The sequence below is a fragment of the Microbacterium gilvum genome (assembly GCF_039543865.1).
Lineage (GTDB): Bacteria > Actinomycetota > Actinomycetes > Actinomycetales > Microbacteriaceae > Microbacterium > Microbacterium gilvum.
The window spans coordinates 69,192-85,263 of sequence record NZ_BAABKO010000002.1 but is presented as its reverse complement, the minus strand read 5'-3'; the positions used below and the strand labels follow the sequence as shown (position 1 = coordinate 85,263).

Below are 16,072 nucleotides of genomic sequence, written 5' to 3'. Positions count from 1 at the left end.
TAGCGGACCGCCCGCCCGAGGAGAAGGAGGCTGCGGATGGCGCGCTCGGATGAGCAGAACCGCCTCGCGCGCGAGCGCGCGAAGGAGGCGCTCCTCGACGCGGCGACGCACCTCTTCGCGGAGCGCGGCGTGCACGGTGCGACCGTGGCCGACATCACGCGGAGCGCCGGCGTCGCGCAGGGCCTCGTCAACTACCACTTCGGCAGCAAGGACCGCCTCGTCGCGGAGCTCGTGGATCGCTGGTTCTCGCTCATGGTGTCGTTCCCCGAGGCGCGTCCCGGGACGGCCGACGACAGGCTTCGCGGCATCGTCGACAGCTCGCTGCAGGCTGCGGCGGAGAACATGACGCTGCACCGCGCCGTCCTCGCGATGCAGCAGGACCCCACGCAGCGGCCGTTCTTCGTCGAGGCGGCCGAGCGCAACTCCGCCGCCGTCACGGCCGCGGAGGACGCGGTGCGGGAGATCTTCCGCGAGCGGGGAGCGGCCGATCCCGCACTCGAGGAGGTCATGCTGCGTACGGTGCTCGAGGGCGTCGTCGTGAAGTCGGCCACGGGCGGCGACGCGTTCCCGCTCGCCGCCGCCCGCCGCTGGGTGCTCGCGCGCTACGGCCTGGACGGCTGAGGCGCGCCGGCGGCGCTGGGGATCACTCCTGGGGGTCGCCGCCGATCTGGCCGACCGCGGGGATGGGCCCGCCGTCATCCGCGCCCGTCCTGCGGGCACGGGCGATGAGGTTGCCGACGTGGTAGATGACGAGGGCCGCGACGGTGCCGAGCACGATGCCGCCGAAGGCGAAGTCGCCCAGCTGCATCGAGAACCCGGCGATCCCGATCACGAGCGCGACGGCCGCCGTGTACTGGTTGACGGGGCGCGAGAAGTCGACACGGTTGTCGACCCAGATCTTGATGCCGATGATGCCGATGAGACCGTACAGCGCGGTCGTCGCGCCGCCCAGCACGCCGGCGGGGATGGAGTTGAACACCTCGCCCACCTTGGGCGAGAACGCCAGCAGGATGGCGACGAGTCCCGCCACCCAGTACACGGCCGTCGAGTAGACGCGCGTCGCGGCCATGACGCCGATGTTCTCGCCGTAGGTCGTCGTCCCCGAGCCGCCGAAGCCGCCGGCGAGGGTGGTGGCGACGCCGTCGGCGATGAGCGCGCGGCCCGTGTGGCGGTTGACCGAGGCGTCGGTCATCGTCGCCACGCCGCGCACATGCCCGACGTTCTCGGCGACCAGCACGAGCACGACGGGCAGGAACATCGCGATCGTCGTCCACGTGCCGGGCGAGACGAAGTCGGGCAGGTGGAACTCGGGCAGCCCGATCCACGGCGCCTCCGCGATGAGCTCGGAGGGCGTCCGGCCGCCGCGCAGCGCGTTCGGCACGTCGAAGGAGCCCGTGACCGCGGCGTAGACGTAGCCCACGACGACGCCGAGGAAGATCGAGATGCGCCCGAGGAAGCCGCGGAACAGCACGGCGAAGAGGATGATCGCGACGAGCGTGATGGTCGCGGTGACGGGGTCGGCCTGGAAGTTGCCCCATGCCGTCGGCGCGAGGTTGAAGCCGATGAGCGCGACGATCGCCCCTGCCACGACGGGCGGCATGAGCGCATCGACCCAGCCGAGGCCGGCGACCTGCACGACGACGCCGACGAGGGCGAGGAGGAGGCCGACGGCGACGACGCCGGCGAGCGCCGAACCGGTGCCGCCCGCGGCGACCGCGGCCGTGATGGGCGCGATGAACGCGAACGACGAGCCCAGGTAGCTCGGCAGCTGGTTCTTCGTGATGAGCAGGAACACGAGCGTGCCGAGACCGCTGAAGAGCAGCGTCGTCGACACGGGGAAGCCGGTGAGCGTCGGCACGAGGAACGTCGCCCCGAACATCGCGACGACGTGCTGCACGCCCATCGCGACGGTCGCCGGCCATCCGAGCCGCTCGGTCGGTCCGACGACGGCGCCGGGGGCGACGGTGCGGCCGTCGCCGTGCACGGTCCACAGGGGCATGGGGTCTCCTTCGGGTGGGCGCCGGATCGGCGCGGGCGGATGGGCGGGGCGCGGGCGGATGGGCGGGGCGCGGGCGGACGGGCCGGACGACCTCGGGACACGCTAGCGCGTCCTGCGTTGCCGGGGTATGACGCGCAGGAGACCGTGCCCCGCGGGACCGCGGGGTGCGGGAGACGCCAGGCCCGCCGGGCACGCCAGGCCGCGTGACGGCTCAGGCCGAAGGCCGCAGGGGCGCCAGGCCGCGGGACGGCTCAGGCCGTCGCGGTGCCGTCAGACGGTCAGTCGCTCGAGGAGCTCGCGGTACCGCGCCACGGTGCGCTCGATGATCTCGGCCGGGAGAGCCGGGGGCTCGCCCTGCTTGTCCCAGTGCGCCGCGAGCCAGTCGCGGACGATCTGCTTGTCGAAGCTCGCCATGCGCTCGGACGGGGTCGCGCCGGTCTGCCAGGCCTCGGCATCCCAGTAGCGCGACGAGTCGCTCGTCAGCACCTCGTCGGCGAGGCGCAGCACGCCGTCGTCGTCGACGCCGAACTCGAACTTCGTGTCGGCGAGGATGAGCCCCTTCGCCTCGGCCGCCGCCGCCGCGCGGCGGTAGATCTCGAGCGAGCGGTCGCGCAGCTGCGCCGCGCGGTCGGCGCCGACGAGGTCGATCGTCTGCGCGTACGTGATGTTCTCGTCGTGCTCGCCGAGCGGCGCCTTGTACGCGGGGGTGTAGATCGGCTCGGGGAGGCGGTCGCCGTTGCGCAGGCCGGCGGGCAGCGCGATGCCGCACACCGTGCCGTGCTTGACGTACTCGGACCATCCCGACCCCGTCAGGTAGCCGCGCACGACGCACTCGACGGGCAGCATGTCGAGCGAGCGCACGATCATGGCGCGCCCCTCGACCTCCCCCGGGAGAGGCTCGCCCGCGAGGTGGTTCGGCACGGACTCGCCGCCGTCGGCGCCCGCCAGCTGGTCGAACCACCACAGGCTGAGCGCCGTGAGCAGCTCGCCCTTGCCGGGGATGCCGGGGGACAGCACGACGTCGAACGCGCTCACCCGGTCGCTCGCCACGACGAGCATGCTCGGGGCCTCCGCGCCGTCGGGGGTCTCGGCCGGCACGTACAGGTCGCGGACCTTGCCGGAGTAGACGTGCTTCCAGCCGGGGATGTCGAGGGCGTCGCTCACCCGACCATCATCTCAGGTGCCGCCACGCGCGTCCGCCCCGGCACGGGAACGCAGGGGCGGACGCGCATGGCTCACTGCGCGGCGACGAACTTCGGGTTGCGGGCGAGACGGTCGCGTAGCGGCTGCGATCGTCGAATCGCGCAGCCGCCGACGACGTCGCATTCGCTCCGACGAGCGGTTGGAAGGGACGCCCACCTGCGTACCGGATCGGGACGGGGGAGCATAGGGCTGTGCATGGGCGGCGCAACTCGGGGCCGGGCGTGCACCTGCCGTGCGACACTGGCTCGGATACTGAGTGTTGAATTCAGTGCTGTAGCTGAGTGCTACTCCTTGCCGAGGATGAAGGTACACGGTCGGCGGCGACGAGGATCGCGAAGGTGACGCCAAGTACGCCCGCGATCAACGAGAGTATCCCCAGGGCAAAAGTGATGGATAGTGGAAGCTCAGAGTAAAGAGCGGCCAGAGCGGCAACAAATAGGGCGGGGGTCAGCCAAAGGAGAACAGTCGTGGCCACGATAATGCTCCTGCGTGCCGGATGCTTCCGTGGGTACAGGGCAAACGCGGTCAACGTTGCCAACCAAGTCAGCGAAGAAAGCGCCATCAACATCCAATAGACAGGATCGGTCTGTAAACTGTTGCCAAAATTGGCTCGACCTGTACTGGCGACTTCTTGGCTTCGCAATGTCGCAACAATAAACAACCCCGCTGATGTCGCGAATGTTGCCAGTCCGGCGACGCGGGATTTGTTTTTCGTCATCATCACCAGTTGCACCTTTTCTGTACCATGGTTTCCGCGATCTGCCAGGTGGATCGTCCATCGATCTGGCCGAGAACGGGCCGCCAGCTCTCCAGGTCCCAGGTTGGGGAGCCGTCGACACCGAGCCACGTGCCGATGCCGATTGCGGCTTTGCCGATAGCGTGACACATCCACTGCTGGGAGTATGTGGCGCGCGCGCTGTTGAGCCTCGCCAGGTGGAATGCGCTCGTTCGTGTGACCTTGGTAACGAGTTCAGGCCATCCGTTATAGTTCGCGACATCAGACGTCACCCACCCCATCGTTGCGGTGACCGCCACTGAGATCTTCCAGTTGCCGGCGGACGTGGGCCCAACCCACTTGTAGTTGGCGATCAGATCCATGCCCATCCAAGGGTCGGCGACGATCGGGTAGCTTGCTGTGTCGCTAGCTCTGTGCTCGACGACCTGGGTGACGGTGTGGTCATCTACCTCGTAGTGAGTGGGAACTGGATTGCTGTCAGCGTCGAGTGCCCAGGCGGGTGCTATAACGAATATCAGACCGCCGTCTCGATCGAGCCCCATCACCGCCCCGTTGGCCTCATTGACTGTGAGTCGGGCGCCTTCAGGGAGCCCGAAATCGTAGACATATCGTTCCGCCGCTGACGAGTTGGCGATGGTTGTGAGGAACTGGACAGAACCATCTCCGGCGGGAATGACCGTGGTCGCGGCTGCGGACGCACTGGGGAAAGTAACCGATCCGTCGGTGCCGATCTCAGGTGAATCTCCGGTTGCTGTGGTGGGGAGTGAAACGGTAACCGATTGCGCTGCCTGGACGATGTCGCCGGTTTCATCCACAAGCTCAGCCGTTTCGATTTCGATCGGTGCCACCTCGAGAAGTGGGACGGTGGCAACTGTTCCCAGGTCGCTCTCGACCGTCACGTTCGCTGCGCCTATTTCGACGTCTCCAGGATTGGCAATTTGCTCGTCAGTGCCACTGGCGACGTTCCGAATCGCGCTGATTGCGTCATCCGCTGTGACCTCGTCCGCAGCATCGGTGGATCCAAAAGCAATGCTAGGTGTTAGTGTGGCGCAGGCTACCAGTGTGAGTCCCGCAAGATAGACGGTAAGTCTCTTGCTCATGAATACGTTTCCTCTCGGCCAGAATCGCGGTGAGTCGAACCTAACCGCATGAGCGAGCAGGGTCTTTGTCCGCCATTTGGGGGACAAAGACCCTGTTTTGCCCCCGAGCGCACCATGGGCTCCGAAATCTGCTTCTTGTCACCGCATCCGCGCATCGGAGCCGGGCGCGCGCCGCGGCATGTCGGTAGTCTGGCGGCATGGACGCCCGCAGCGCTCGCCACCGGTCCACCGCCCATCGCGGCATCGCCGCCGTCGCGCTCGCGGCCGCCTCGGGGCTCGCGCTCGCCGCGTGCACGGGAGGCGGAGACAGCGGCACGACGGCCGACGGGGGACAGGGCTTCCCCGACGACGGGTGCACCCACGTCACGATCGCGACGTCGTCCGAGAAGGTCAACATGCTCGACGCGCTCGCCGAGGCGTTCAAGGAGTCGCCGGAGCACGAGGGGCTCGACACGTGCGCCACCGTGCGCCCCATCAACGTCTCGTCGGGCAACGCCGCCCGCTACCTCACCTCGGGCGAGGACTGGCCGACGTCCGACGAGTCGCTGTGGCCCACGCTGTGGTCGCCCGCGTCCACGGTGTGGACCGACCGCGTCGCGGCCGCCGCCTCGGCGAACCTCGTCGGCGAGCCGGCGTCGTTCACCCGCACGCCGGTCGTGTTCGGCATGCCGCAGCCCATGGCCGAGGCCCTCGGCTGGCCCGACGTCCAGCCCAGCATCACCGACTTCGCCGAGCTCTGCCAGAACCCCGACGGCTGGGGCAGCGTCGGCAAGGACGTGTGGGGCTCGTTCAAGATCTCGAAGACCAACCCGAACACGTCCACGACGGGCCTGTCGGCCATCCTCATGCAGTCGTACGAGGCGGCGGGCAAGACCGAGGGGCTCACGACGGCCGACGTCGACGCGGCGGCGGAGTTCTCGCGCGTCTTCGAGGAGTGCGTCATCCACTACGGCGACACGACGGGCAACGTCCTCTCGACCCTGTACGACGAGACGCAGAACGGCGCGAGCGGATCCGGCTACGTCTCGGCGGTCGCCCTCGAGGAGACGTCGCTGCTCAACTACAACCAGGGCAACCCCGACTCGCACACCGTGCAGCCCGGCGAGACCCTCACGCCGCCGAAGACGAAGCTCGTCGCGATCTACCCCGCAGGCGGGTCGATGTGGTCGGACAACCCCGTCACGGTGCTCGGCGCCGACTGGGTCACCGACGAGCAGCGCGTCGCGGGAGAGGCGTTCGCCGCGTTCCTGCAGACGCCGGCGGCGCAGGCCGTCCTGCCCGACTACGGGTTCCGTCCGCTCGACGAGTCCGTGCCGCTCGGCGACCTCTTCACGGCCGAGTACGGTGTCGACCCCGCGCTCCCCGCCGTCACGCTGCCGAAGCCCGAGGTCGGGGTCATCTCGACCGCGATCGACCAGTGGACGCAGGTGCGCAAGCCCTCGTCGGTCATGGAGCTCATCGACATCTCCGCCTCGATGGACGAGGAGATCGGCGACGGGCGGTCGCGCCTCGACGGGGCGATCGAAGGCGCGCAGTCGACGCTCGACCACTTCCGCTCCACCGACGAGATCGGCGTGTGGGCCTTCACGACGGGAGTCTCGTCGGAGGCGGGCGAGAACCTCACGGTCATCCGCGATGTCACGGCGCTCGGGTCCGATCGGGAGTCGCTCGACTCCTCGCTCGACGATCTGCGGTACGCGCAGCGCAGCGGCACGCCGCTGTACGACTCGATCCTCGCCGCCTACGAGGAGATGACGGCCAGGGCCGAGCCCGGCCGCATCAACGCGATCGTCGTGCTGTCCGACGGCGAGGACACCGACTCCGCGACCTCGCTCGACTCGCTCATCGCCCGCATCGGCGAGGACGCGACGGAGGGAGGCGACGAGACGCTCGTCCGCATCTTCCCGATCGCGTACAGCGAGGCCGCCGACCAGACGGCGCTGCAGCGCATCGCCGATGCGACGGGCGGGCAGCTCTTCGACGCCTCCGACGCGGAGCGCATCGACCTCGTGTTCGCCTCCGTCATCAACAACTTCTGACGATGAGCGCGGCCGACTACGTCGACGATGCCGTCGCCGGCATCCAGGGCGACGGCGTCTACGTCTCGCCGGACGTGCCGGGTGCGGCCGACTACGAGAGCGCGATGTCGCAGGTCGTGCCGCAGGACGGCTCGATCGCCGTCGTCGTGCTGCCCGCTGACGCGGGCCTCGAGCTCCAATACGACCTGCAGCTTCTCGACACCCTCACCCGCCAGGCGGGCTACGACACGGTCGTCCTGGCGGTGGGCTCCGACGTGCAGGCCGACTCCGTCGCGATCGACGGCGACGAGGCGCTGCGCATCGCGAACGAGGCAGAGTCGGCGGCAGGCGACGACACGCAGGCGGCGCTCATCGAGACGGTGCAGGGCATCGCCGAGGCTCTGCCGACCGGCGACGTGGGCGGTTCCGACGGCATCGGGTGGCCGCTGCCGGTCATCGGGGGCGTGGTCCTCGTCGCGGCGGCCGCGGCCGGCGTCGCGCTCCTCATGAGACGTCGTCGCCGATCGTCCGCAACGGCGAGCGGCCAGGTGCCCGCGGCCATCCGCTCGCGGCTCGACCGCCTGCGCGCGCTGCGCGGGGACTACGCCCGGCTCGGAGGGAACCGGGTCGCGGCCGAGACGACCTTCGCGATCGACGGCCTCGTCTCGAACACCGAGCAGCTGTTCGCCCGGCTCGACGCGAAGGCGGGGCGCGATCAGGTCGTGCTGGCGGAGGGGGAGTACGCCGACAAGCTCGCCCGGCTCTCGGCGGCGCTCGAGCGCGACTACCTGCTCGACCTCATCGTGCATCCCGAGCTGTGGGACGACCCCGACCAGCGCATCGCCGAGGTGCGCGACGCCCTCGCCGCCGTGTCGACGCAGATCGTCGACAACATCAAGCAGGTGAACGCCCGCAGGGGACTCCTCTTCCAGGTGTCGCTCGACTCGCTCGTCGGCCGCGCCGAGCTGCGCGACTGGGAGCGCGAGTTCAAGCGCAGCTCCGGCGAGGGCTGACCCGCCCCCGGTGCTGCCCCTGCCCCGGCCCCGGTGCCGCCCGGGCCTCGCGAGCGGCCATCCGGGTGCCGAGAGCCCATCCCCTGTCACGCATTCGGGTGGCTTCTCGTCAAACGGATATCCGTTGGACGAGAAGCCACCCGAATGCGCTGAATCCGATGTGCGTTCGGCACACGGATGGGGGTTCGGGGACCGACGGGCGGCGCTGCCCGGTCAGCCCTTGATTCCCGAGGACGCGATGCCCTCGATGAACCGCTTCTGCACGATCGCGAACACGATGACGATGGGCACCACCGAGATGAGCGCACCCGCCATGCTCACGCCGTAGGGGATGACGCCCTGCGCCGTGCCGTTGAGGAGCGCCAGCCCCGCCACGAGCGTGCGGTCCTCCGCGGCGTTCGTCATGATCATCGGCCAGATCATGTCGTTCCAGTTGCCGATGAAGTTGAACAGGCCGAGCGTCAGCAGACCCGCCGTCGCGTTCGGCAGGATGATGCTCCAGTAGATGCGGAACTCGCTCGCGCCGTCGATGCGGGCGGCGTTGTCGAGGTCGCGCGGGATCATCACGAAGAACTGCCGCAGCAGGAAGATGCCGGCCACATCCGACGCGCGCGGGATGATGAGCCCCACCATGGTGCCGATGAGCCCCCATTCCGACAGCATCTGGTACAGCGGGATGAGGAGCGCCTGGAACGGGACCATCATGGTCGCGATGAACACGCCCAGCAGCAGCCCGCGACCGCGGAAGTCGATGCACGCGAGCGCGTACGCCGCCGCGGAGTCGAGGAGGAGGGAGAGCACGGTCACGCCGATCGACATGACGATCGTGTTCTGCAGCTGATCCCACACGGGGAGCCGGCGGAAGACCTCGGCGAAGTTGTCGAGCGTCCACGCGTCGGGGAGCAGCGTCGGCGGGTAGCTGAGCGTCTCGTTCGACGGCGTGAACGCCGTGATGAGGACGATGAGGATGGGGAACGCGCAGACGAGCGCCGCGAGCAGGCACACGGCGATCGCGAGCAGCTGGCCGGTGCGGTGGCGCAGTGCGCCGACGCCGATCCCGCGCCCGGCCGGAGCCGGGCGCCCTGTGGTGACGAGCGCGCTGGTCATCGCAGATCCTTCTCCTGCCGGGCGTTGATGATGAGCTGGATGACGCCCACCGTCATCGTGATGAGCATGAGGATGAACGACAGCGACGCCGCATAGCCCTGGCGGAAGCCCGTGAAGCCCTCCGTGTAGATGCGGTAGACGAGGGTCTCCGTCATGCGCTGGGGGCCGCCCTGCGTCATGACGTAGATCTGGTCGAACGTCTGGAACGCGCCGTTGGCGGCGAGGATGATGATGTACGTCATGGTGCTGCGCAGCCCCGGCAGCGTCACATGGAGGAAACGGCTCCAGGCGTTCGCGCCGTCGATCTTCGCCGCCTCGTACAGCTCGCCGGAGATGCCCTGCAGGCCGGCGATGAAGATGACCATGAAGTAGCCGAAGTTCTTCCAGACGGCGACGAGCACGACCGTGGGCATCGCCCACGTGGTGCTCTGGAGCACATCGGGCAGCTGGATGCCGATGAGCGAGAACCAGTAGGGGATGAGCCCCGTGTTCGGATCGATCAGGAACGTCCATGCCAGGGCCGACACCGCCATCGAGATGATGAACGGCAAGAAGATGATGGTGCGCAGGAAGCTCCGGAACGGCAGGTCCTTGCGGTTGAGCAGGAGAGCGAGCGCGAGCGCCGCGATGATGACGAGCGGCGCGTAGAACACGGCGTAGACGATCGTGTTCCACATCGCGTTGAGCGAGTCGGGGTCGGTGAACGCCTTGACGTAGTTCTCGAGGCCGATGAACTGCGGGATGTTGAGGCCCGACGCGTCCGTGAACGACACGCTGAGCGTCGTGAGAGTCGGGTAGAAGACGAACAGGAGCAGCACGAGGCTGCCGGGGAGCAGGAAGAGGAACGCGCTGAGGTTCCTGCGGCGCGCGATGACGTTGCCGCGGCGGCGGCCGCCGAGCTGGGGCGGCGGCCGGTAGCCGCGGCGCCGGGTGGTCGTCACGGCCTTCGTCTCGAGTGTCGATGCGGACATCCGGAATCCGTTTCTCGGGGCCGGAGCCGCCGTCGGGGACGGCGGCTCCGGCGATCGGAGGAGGGGCGGGCGCTCAGTCGCCGAGGTAGCCGTCGACCTTCGCGGACGTCTCGGAGAGCAGCTGCGCGACATCGCCGCCCTGCATGATCTGCGTCGTCATCGAGTCGGTCTCGGCCGTGATGTCGGTCACGGTCGTCGAGATGCCCGTGGCGTAGTAGTGCGCCTGGTCGGAGAAGCCCGAGAGCGTGGCCACGATCGGATCGAAGAACTCGTCCTCCGTCACATCGGTGCGGTTCGGCGGGTAGTACGACTTCGTCCACTCCACCTGGTTCTCGTGCGAGTTCCACCAGTCGAAGAACGCGTAGATGCCTGCGGTCTCCTCGTCGGTGTCGTTCATGCTCGTCGCGTACCAGTAGTTCGCGACGCCCGCCACCCAGTCTCCGGGCCATTGGAAGATGCCCGGGGTGACGCCGAAGCTCTCCGCCGAGGTGATCTCCCACGGCCCGTTGAGGATGAGCGCCGCGCGGCCGGAACCGAACAGCTCCATGGCGTCGGTCGAGGTCATCCCCGCCGGGCTGATGTGGTCGTCGACGAACGCCGACTGCCACTTCTCGAGCGTCTCGACGTTCTCCGGGGAATCGAGGTGGTTGACGCCGTCGGTGATGAAGTCGCCGCCGCCCGAGTGCAGCAGCGTCGAGAGCACGCCCGCGTCCTGGTCGGGGAGCGCGAAGCCGTACTGCTCGGGCTCGCCGTCGCCGTTCTCGTCGATCGTCAGCTTCTTCGCGAGCTCGATCAGCTCGTCGATGGTGGTGGGGAAGTCGGCGTCGGTCAGGCCGGCGGCCTCCCACAGATCGGCGTTGTAGTAGACGGCGAAGGCCGTCGTCCCCATGGGGTTGCCGTACAGCTCGCCGTCGAAGTTCACCTGGTCGAGGAGCTGCGGATAGAACACGTCGGTGTTCTCGTACGAGTCGTCGTCGTAGTACGCCTGGATGGACTGGAACGCGCCCTGCTCGGAGTAGCCGAGTCCGGTGTCGACGCCCTGGACGACGAGGTTCGGGCCGTTCTTCGCGCTGAGCGACGACACGAGCTTCTCCGAGATGCTCGTCCAGGCGATGGCCTCCGTCGAGATGTGCCACTCATCCTGCGAGTCGTTGAAGCCGTCGACGATGCTCTGCAGCACCTCGCCGTCGGCCTCGGTGTAGCCGTGCCACATGGTGAGCTCGGTCGCGCCCGACTCGTTCGTCGTCGCGCCTCCGCTCGTGCCGCCGCCGCAGCCGGCGAGAGCGAGCGGCACGGTGGCCGCGAGGGCGACGGCAGCTGTGAGCCTGACCCTTCGGTGCATGGGATCCTCCTTGATCGCGTGCAGTCGTCCTGGAGTCGACGGGTGTTCCGCCAGGATTCCTACATCGTTGTAGATGCCTACCGGAAGTGAAGATACATCGATGTAGAACGGCCCGCAAGGGCCGTCCTCCGATGAATCAGCCCAGGGTCGTCGATGCCCGGTCGACGACGCGGTGCGGCGCCGTCACGAGCCTCGGAGTGCGCGCCGTCCCTCCGGCGATCCGCTCGCGCAGCAGGCGCACGGCCGTGTCGGCGATGAACTCCCGTCCCGGATCGACCGAGCTCATGGTCGGACGCGCATACCGCGTCTCCTCGATGTCGTCGAACCCGATCAGCAGGACGTCGCGGGGGATCTCGTAGCCGCGCAGCTGGAGCTCGTGCATCGCGCCGAGGCCGAGGGCGTCGTTGAACGCGACGACCGCGTCCGGCGCGACGCCGCGGTCGAGCACCGACGCCATGGCTGCGGCGCCCGACGGGCGGTGCCAGAGCTGCGTCGCCCCGTGCAGGCGGGGATCGTCGGGGATGCCGGCCTCCGCGAGCGCCGCACGGTACCCCGCGAAGCGCAGGGCCGCCGAGCCCATCGCCTCGCCGGGATGGACCCCGATCGCCGCGATCCTCCGGCGGCCGAGTGCGATGAGGCGCGCGGTGGCGGCGCGGGCGCCCTCGATGTTGTCCATCGTGACGTGGTCGAACCGCGGGCTGAACACGCGCTCGCCGAGCAGCACGATCGGCGCGCCGTCGGGGATGAGCGGCTCGTCGTCCGGCGTCATCCCCAGCGGGCTGAAGAGGAGGCCGTCGGTCGACGACCTCCAGGTGCTCGTGAGGACGGCCAGCTCCTCGTCGCGGTCGCCGCGCGTCCGCTCGATGACGACGGTGAGACCCGCTCGATGACCCGCGTCCATCACGGAGTCGGCGAGCTCGGCGAAGTAGGGCAGGGAGAGCTCGGGCAGGGCCAGTCCGATCACGCCGGTGCTGCCGCGCCTCAGATTGCGCGCAGTGACGTTCACCTCGTAGGAGAGCTGCGCGATCGCGGTCTCGACCCGTTCGCGCGTGGCGCCCTTGATGTACGGGTAGCCGTTGATGACGTTGGAGACCGTCTTCACGGACACCCCGGCGAGCTCGGCGACGTCGCGCATGGTGGCTGGCATGGGACCCCCTGTCGGCGCGCATCGACGGCGATGCGCTTCTACAACGATATAGAACCATCTTGACGCCGACGGCGCACCTGGGTACCGTGCCTCTGGTACAACGATGTAAAGGATGCCTCATGCGCTGGTACGACGACGGCCGCCTGCATTTCGGTCTGGGGATCGAGGACACCTTCATTCCCCAGTCCGGTCCGGGCGAGCGCGCGCTCGACGAGTACGCGCTGACCGAGCACTACGACCGCTGGCACGAAGACCTCGGGCTCGCCGCGGGCGTCGGCGCGGAGTTCCTGCGGTGGGGCGTGCCATGGCATGTCGTCAATCCCGCGCCCGGCGTGTGGGAGTGGTCGTGGGTCGACGCCGTCATCGCCCGCTTCGGCGAGGTGGGTGTGCGCCCCGTCATCGACCTGCTCCACTACGGCACGCCGCTGTGGATCGAGCGCGAGTTCGCCCACCCCGACTTCCCGCGGCACTTCGCCGACTTCGCGGTGCGCACGGCCGAGCGCTATGCCGACACGGTCGTCGACTACACGCCCGTCAACGAGCCGATGATCCACGCGCGGTTCTGCGGAGAGGCGGCCTACTGGCCGCCGAAGCTGTCCGGCGAAGACGGGTACAACCGCATCTCGCTCGCGCTCGCCGAGGGGTTCGTGCGCGCGCAGCGCGGTATCGCCGACGTGCTCGGCGATCGCGCGACCTTCGTGCACGTCGACGCCTCCCTCCTCTTCTCGGGGGATGTCGACGGCGGGCATCGCGATCTCGTCGCGCTCCAGCGCGCCCAGTCGTTCCTCACGGAGGACCTCGTCACGGGGGCCGTCGACGACGGCCATCCGCTGAACGCGAGCCTGCGGGCGTCGGGCGCCGACGACGCCCTGCTCGCCTGGTTCCGCGACAATGCCGTGCGGCCCGACGTCATGGGCGTCAACTACTACCCGCGCCACTCGACGCAGCTCATGGAGGAGGGCGTCGTGCACGTCGGCGGCTTCGTCGACCCGTGGCCCACGGCCGATCGCGGCGTCGAGGGGCTCGAAGAGCTCATCCGCACCTACGCCGATCGCTACGGCGCCCCCGTCATGCTCACCGAGACGTGCGTGACGGACGCCCCCGAGGTGCGCGTCGCGTGGCTCGACGCCTCCGTCGCCGCGGTGCGCCGGCTGCGCGAACAGGGCGTGCCGGTCGTGGGCTACACGTGGTGGCCGCTGTTCGACATGTACGAATGGACCTACCGCCACGCCGAGACGCCCCGCGAGGCGTCGCTCCTCACGATGGGGCTCTACGACCTCGTCGAGACGCCGGGCGGTCTCGACCGCCGGGCGAACCCCGTCGCCGACCGATTCCGCTTCCACGCAGGAGACCCCGCATGACCTACGACTCCTACCTCTTCGTCCACTTCACGGGAGAGGACCGCGACGGCGCGGAGCAGGTGCACTTCGCGGTGAGCCGCGGAGCATCGCTGACCGAGTGGGATCTCGTCAACGACGGCGAGCCCGTGCTCGTCTCGCAGACCGGCACGGGCGGGGTGCGCGACCCGTTCCTCCTCCGCAGGCAGGACGGCACGTGGGTCATCCTCGCGACCGATCTCAAGGTGCACGGGATCGGCGACTTCCTCCGCGCGCAGGAGACGGGCAGCCGCGACATCCTGATCTGGGAGTCTGACGACCTCGTCGCCTGGGAGGGGCCGCGGGCCGTGACCGTCATGGACGAGCGGGCGGGCAATGTCTGGGCGCCCGAGTCGCTGTGGAGCGAGGAACTCGGCGTCTACCTCGTCTACTGGGCATCGAACCTCTACGAGCCCGGTCAGGATCGCGCCGTCGCGGGCAGCTACAACCGCATGATGCTCTCGACGACGACCGACTTCCGCACCTTCACCCCCGCGGAGGTCTGGATCGACGTGCGCCGCGGCGACGGCTACGGCACGATCGACTCCACCCTCGTGCGCGAGGGAGGCGTCTACCACCGCTTCACGAAGGACGAGCAGCCCGACACGATGCTCGTCTTCCAGGAGCGCAGCGTCGACCCCCTCGTGAGGACCGAGGGACGCATCGGCGCGGCATGGGAGCTGCTGGCCGAGGGCATCGGCGGCGACGACATCTCCCACGGCGAGGGGCCCATCGTCGTGCGCGCGCTCGACGGACGGACCTGGCTGCTGCTCGTCGACTGGCCGCCCTACGGCGGGGGCACGGGCTACCGCGTCTTCGAGGCCGACGACCTCGCCTCCGGCGCGTGGCGCCTGTCCGCCGACCAGCTGCCGCCGCGCCTGCGCCACGGATCGGTCGTCCCGATCACCGCCGACGAGCGGGCGAGGGTGACGGCGGCGTGGCGCGTGCGGCCGATGGGCGCCGAGGCGATCGCGTGAGCACCGTGCTCCATCGCGGCGAGGAGGGGGAACGGGGACCGCTCTACACCCGGATGACCCGGCTGACGAGCGGCGCCCTCCTCCTCACGGCAGAGATCTACCGGGAGCGCGGCCCTTGGGGCGCGGTCTTCCCGATCTGGCGCAGCGACGACGGAGGGCGCACGTGGGAGCTCGTCTCGGAGGTGGCGGACGTGCGCTTCCACGCCGGCAACCGGTACCAGCCGATCGTGTACGAGCTTCCCGCCCCGTGGGCCGGGAGGCCGGCGGGGACGCTCCTCCTCGCGGGCAACGCGTTCCCCGCCGACGGCTCCGAGACGAACATCGTCCTCTACGAGAGCGCGGATGCGCGGACCTGGTCGTTCGTCTCCGTCGTCGACACGGGAGGCCCGGCGGAGTACGACTGGCGGCCGACGTCGGAGACGACGGCCGTCTGGGAGCCGTGTCTCGACCTCGTCGGCGGTTCGCTCGTCTGCTTCCTCGCCGACGAACGGCGCAAGGCAGACGGGATGCTGCAGGCCATCACGCGGCGCGCGAGCGTCGACGGCGTGCACTGGTCGGATGCCGAGCTCGTCTCGGGCGTGGGCGACCGGTTCTCGCGCCCCGGCATGTTCGTCTCGACCGGGGAGATGCCCGACGGCCGCCGGCGTGCCGTGATCGAGGTCGTCGGACCGCGGGAGGTGCCGATCCATCTGCTGGAGTCGGCGGACGGGCTGGACTGGGGCGCCCCCGACGCGCTCGGCACGCGGCTCGTCGCGGACGACGGCACGGCGCCGTCCGGCACCCCCAACATCACGTGGCGGGTCGACGCGGAAGGACGGGTCGTCGTCATCGCGACCGGGCGCCTCGCGCTCGACGCGGCGGGCGAGCCCGTCGACCGCGGGCTCGTGCGCATCGACGACGGCCCATGGCGCGCCTTCGGCCTGCCCGTCCCCGCTGAGCGCGCGCTCGACGAGGGCTCCGGCTACAGCCAGACCGTGCTCCAGAACGCGGATGGCGAGCTGGTGCAGGCGACGACCGTGCGCAACTCCCGAGGGAGCCACGACATCGTCGTCGGAGTCGCCCCCAGCCCCTGGTGACGCACTC

General features: G+C 69.4%; 14 protein-coding genes. 6 read left to right on the top strand and 8 right to left on the bottom strand.

The window, feature by feature from the left end; genetic code table 11:
• Positions 1-36 precede the first annotated feature (36 nt).
• Positions 37-621, top strand: a complete 585-nt coding sequence (locus ABD998_RS06220; protein WP_345437115.1) for a TetR/AcrR family transcriptional regulator — start codon at positions 37-39, stop codon at positions 619-621.
• Between the two features lie 22 nt (positions 622-643).
• Here the strand turns inward: ABD998_RS06220 and ABD998_RS06215 are convergent, their stop codons facing one another.
• The 4 genes from ABD998_RS06215 to ABD998_RS06200 all read right to left on the bottom strand — a co-directional run bounded on the left by ABD998_RS06215 (position 644) and on the right by ABD998_RS06200 (position 5,038).
• The gene (locus ABD998_RS06215; protein ID WP_345437113.1) at positions 644-1,999 is read right to left on the bottom strand and encodes a uracil-xanthine permease family protein; all 1,356 of its coding nucleotides are present in this window, start codon (positions 1,997-1,999) and stop codon (positions 644-646) included.
• 270 nt (positions 2,000-2,269) lie between these two features.
• Entirely contained in the window at positions 2,270-3,163 is an 894-nt protein-coding gene (locus tag ABD998_RS06210; RefSeq protein ID WP_345437111.1) for a phosphoribosylaminoimidazolesuccinocarboxamide synthase, read from the bottom strand.
• A gap of 304 nt (positions 3,164-3,467) precedes the next feature.
• Entirely contained in the window at positions 3,468-3,926 is a 459-nt protein-coding gene (locus ABD998_RS06205; protein ID WP_345437109.1) for a hypothetical protein, read from the bottom strand.
• Positions 3,923-5,038 (bottom strand): hypothetical protein, encoded by a 1,116-nt coding sequence (locus ABD998_RS06200; RefSeq protein ID WP_345437107.1) that lies wholly within the window; start codon positions 5,036-5,038, stop codon positions 3,923-3,925. Before ABD998_RS06200 ends, ABD998_RS06205 begins: the two co-directional genes overlap by 4 nt.
• Before the next feature lie 197 nt (positions 5,039-5,235).
• On the opposite strand from ABD998_RS06200, the gene ABD998_RS06195 reads away from it, so the two are divergent.
• Both ABD998_RS06195 and ABD998_RS06190 read left to right on the top strand, forming a co-directional pair.
• Positions 5,236-7,077, top strand: a complete 1,842-nt coding sequence (locus ABD998_RS06195; protein WP_345437105.1) for a substrate-binding and vWA domain-containing protein — start codon at positions 5,236-5,238, stop codon at positions 7,075-7,077.
• Between the two features lie 2 nt (positions 7,078-7,079).
• Entirely contained in the window at positions 7,080-8,069 is a 990-nt protein-coding gene (locus ABD998_RS06190) for a hypothetical protein (RefSeq protein WP_345437103.1), read from the top strand.
• Positions 8,070-8,282: 213 nt separating this feature from the next.
• Here the strand turns inward: ABD998_RS06190 and ABD998_RS06185 are convergent, their stop codons facing one another.
• The 4 genes from ABD998_RS06185 to ABD998_RS06170 form a co-directional block, all read right to left on the bottom strand.
• The gene (locus ABD998_RS06185) at positions 8,283-9,176 is read right to left on the bottom strand and encodes a carbohydrate ABC transporter permease (protein ID WP_345437101.1); all 894 of its coding nucleotides are present in this window, start codon (positions 9,174-9,176) and stop codon (positions 8,283-8,285) included.
• A complete protein-coding gene (locus ABD998_RS06180) occupies positions 9,173-10,147 on the bottom strand; it encodes a carbohydrate ABC transporter permease (protein WP_345437099.1) in 975 nt (324 codons plus the stop codon). The genes ABD998_RS06185 and ABD998_RS06180 overlap by 4 nt, the downstream gene beginning before the upstream one ends.
• A gap of 73 nt (positions 10,148-10,220) precedes the next feature.
• On the bottom strand, positions 10,221-11,489 hold the full coding sequence (locus tag ABD998_RS06175; protein ID WP_345437097.1) for an extracellular solute-binding protein: 1,269 nt from the start codon (positions 11,487-11,489) through the stop codon (positions 10,221-10,223).
• Positions 11,490-11,625: 136 nt separating this feature from the next.
• Positions 11,626-12,636 (bottom strand): LacI family DNA-binding transcriptional regulator, encoded by a 1,011-nt coding sequence (locus tag ABD998_RS06170; RefSeq protein ID WP_345437095.1) that lies wholly within the window; start codon positions 12,634-12,636, stop codon positions 11,626-11,628.
• A gap of 119 nt (positions 12,637-12,755) precedes the next feature.
• Here ABD998_RS06170 and ABD998_RS06165 point away from each other — a divergent pair, with 119 nt between their 5' ends.
• Genes ABD998_RS06165 through ABD998_RS06155 form a run of 3 tightly spaced genes read left to right on the top strand, consistent with a single transcriptional unit; the run spans position 12,756 to position 16,065 of the window.
• A complete protein-coding gene (locus ABD998_RS06165) occupies positions 12,756-13,997 on the top strand; it encodes a family 1 glycosylhydrolase (protein WP_345437093.1) in 1,242 nt (413 codons plus the stop codon).
• A complete protein-coding gene (locus ABD998_RS06160; RefSeq protein WP_345437091.1) occupies positions 13,994-14,989 on the top strand; it encodes a glycoside hydrolase family 43 protein in 996 nt (331 codons plus the stop codon). The genes ABD998_RS06165 and ABD998_RS06160 overlap by 4 nt, the downstream gene beginning before the upstream one ends.
• Positions 14,986-16,065, top strand: coding sequence for a sialidase family protein (locus ABD998_RS06155; RefSeq protein WP_345437089.1), 1,080 nt, complete (start codon positions 14,986-14,988; stop codon positions 16,063-16,065). Before ABD998_RS06160 ends, ABD998_RS06155 begins: the two co-directional genes overlap by 4 nt.
• Positions 16,066-16,072: the final 7 nt, after the last annotated feature.

What these genes read in the sequence shown, in the direction of transcription:
- ABD998_RS06220 (WP_345437115.1), top strand. Translation starts at nt 37, where the DNA reads ATGGCGCGCTCGGATGAGCAGAACCGCCTCGCGCGCGAGCGCGCGAAG.
- ABD998_RS06215 (WP_345437113.1), bottom strand. Translation starts at nt 1,999, where the DNA reads ATGCCCCTGTGGACCGTGCACGGCGACGGCCGCACCGTCGCCCCCGGC.
- ABD998_RS06200 (WP_345437107.1), bottom strand. Translation starts at nt 5,038, where the DNA reads ATGAGCAAGAGACTTACCGTCTATCTTGCGGGACTCACACTGGTAGCC.
- ABD998_RS06195 (WP_345437105.1), top strand. Translation starts at nt 5,236, where the DNA reads ATGGACGCCCGCAGCGCTCGCCACCGGTCCACCGCCCATCGCGGCATC.
- ABD998_RS06190 (WP_345437103.1), top strand. Translation starts at nt 7,080, where the DNA reads ATGAGCGCGGCCGACTACGTCGACGATGCCGTCGCCGGCATCCAGGGC.
- ABD998_RS06185 (WP_345437101.1), bottom strand. Translation starts at nt 9,176, where the DNA reads ATGACCAGCGCGCTCGTCACCACAGGGCGCCCGGCTCCGGCCGGGCGC.
- ABD998_RS06180 (WP_345437099.1), bottom strand. Translation starts at nt 10,147, where the DNA reads ATGTCCGCATCGACACTCGAGACGAAGGCCGTGACGACCACCCGGCGC.
- ABD998_RS06175 (WP_345437097.1), bottom strand. Translation starts at nt 11,489, where the DNA reads ATGCACCGAAGGGTCAGGCTCACAGCTGCCGTCGCCCTCGCGGCCACC.
- ABD998_RS06170 (WP_345437095.1), bottom strand. Translation starts at nt 12,636, where the DNA reads ATGCCAGCCACCATGCGCGACGTCGCCGAGCTCGCCGGGGTGTCCGTG.
- ABD998_RS06165 (WP_345437093.1), top strand. Translation starts at nt 12,756, where the DNA reads ATGCGCTGGTACGACGACGGCCGCCTGCATTTCGGTCTGGGGATCGAG.
- ABD998_RS06160 (WP_345437091.1), top strand. Translation starts at nt 13,994, where the DNA reads ATGACCTACGACTCCTACCTCTTCGTCCACTTCACGGGAGAGGACCGC.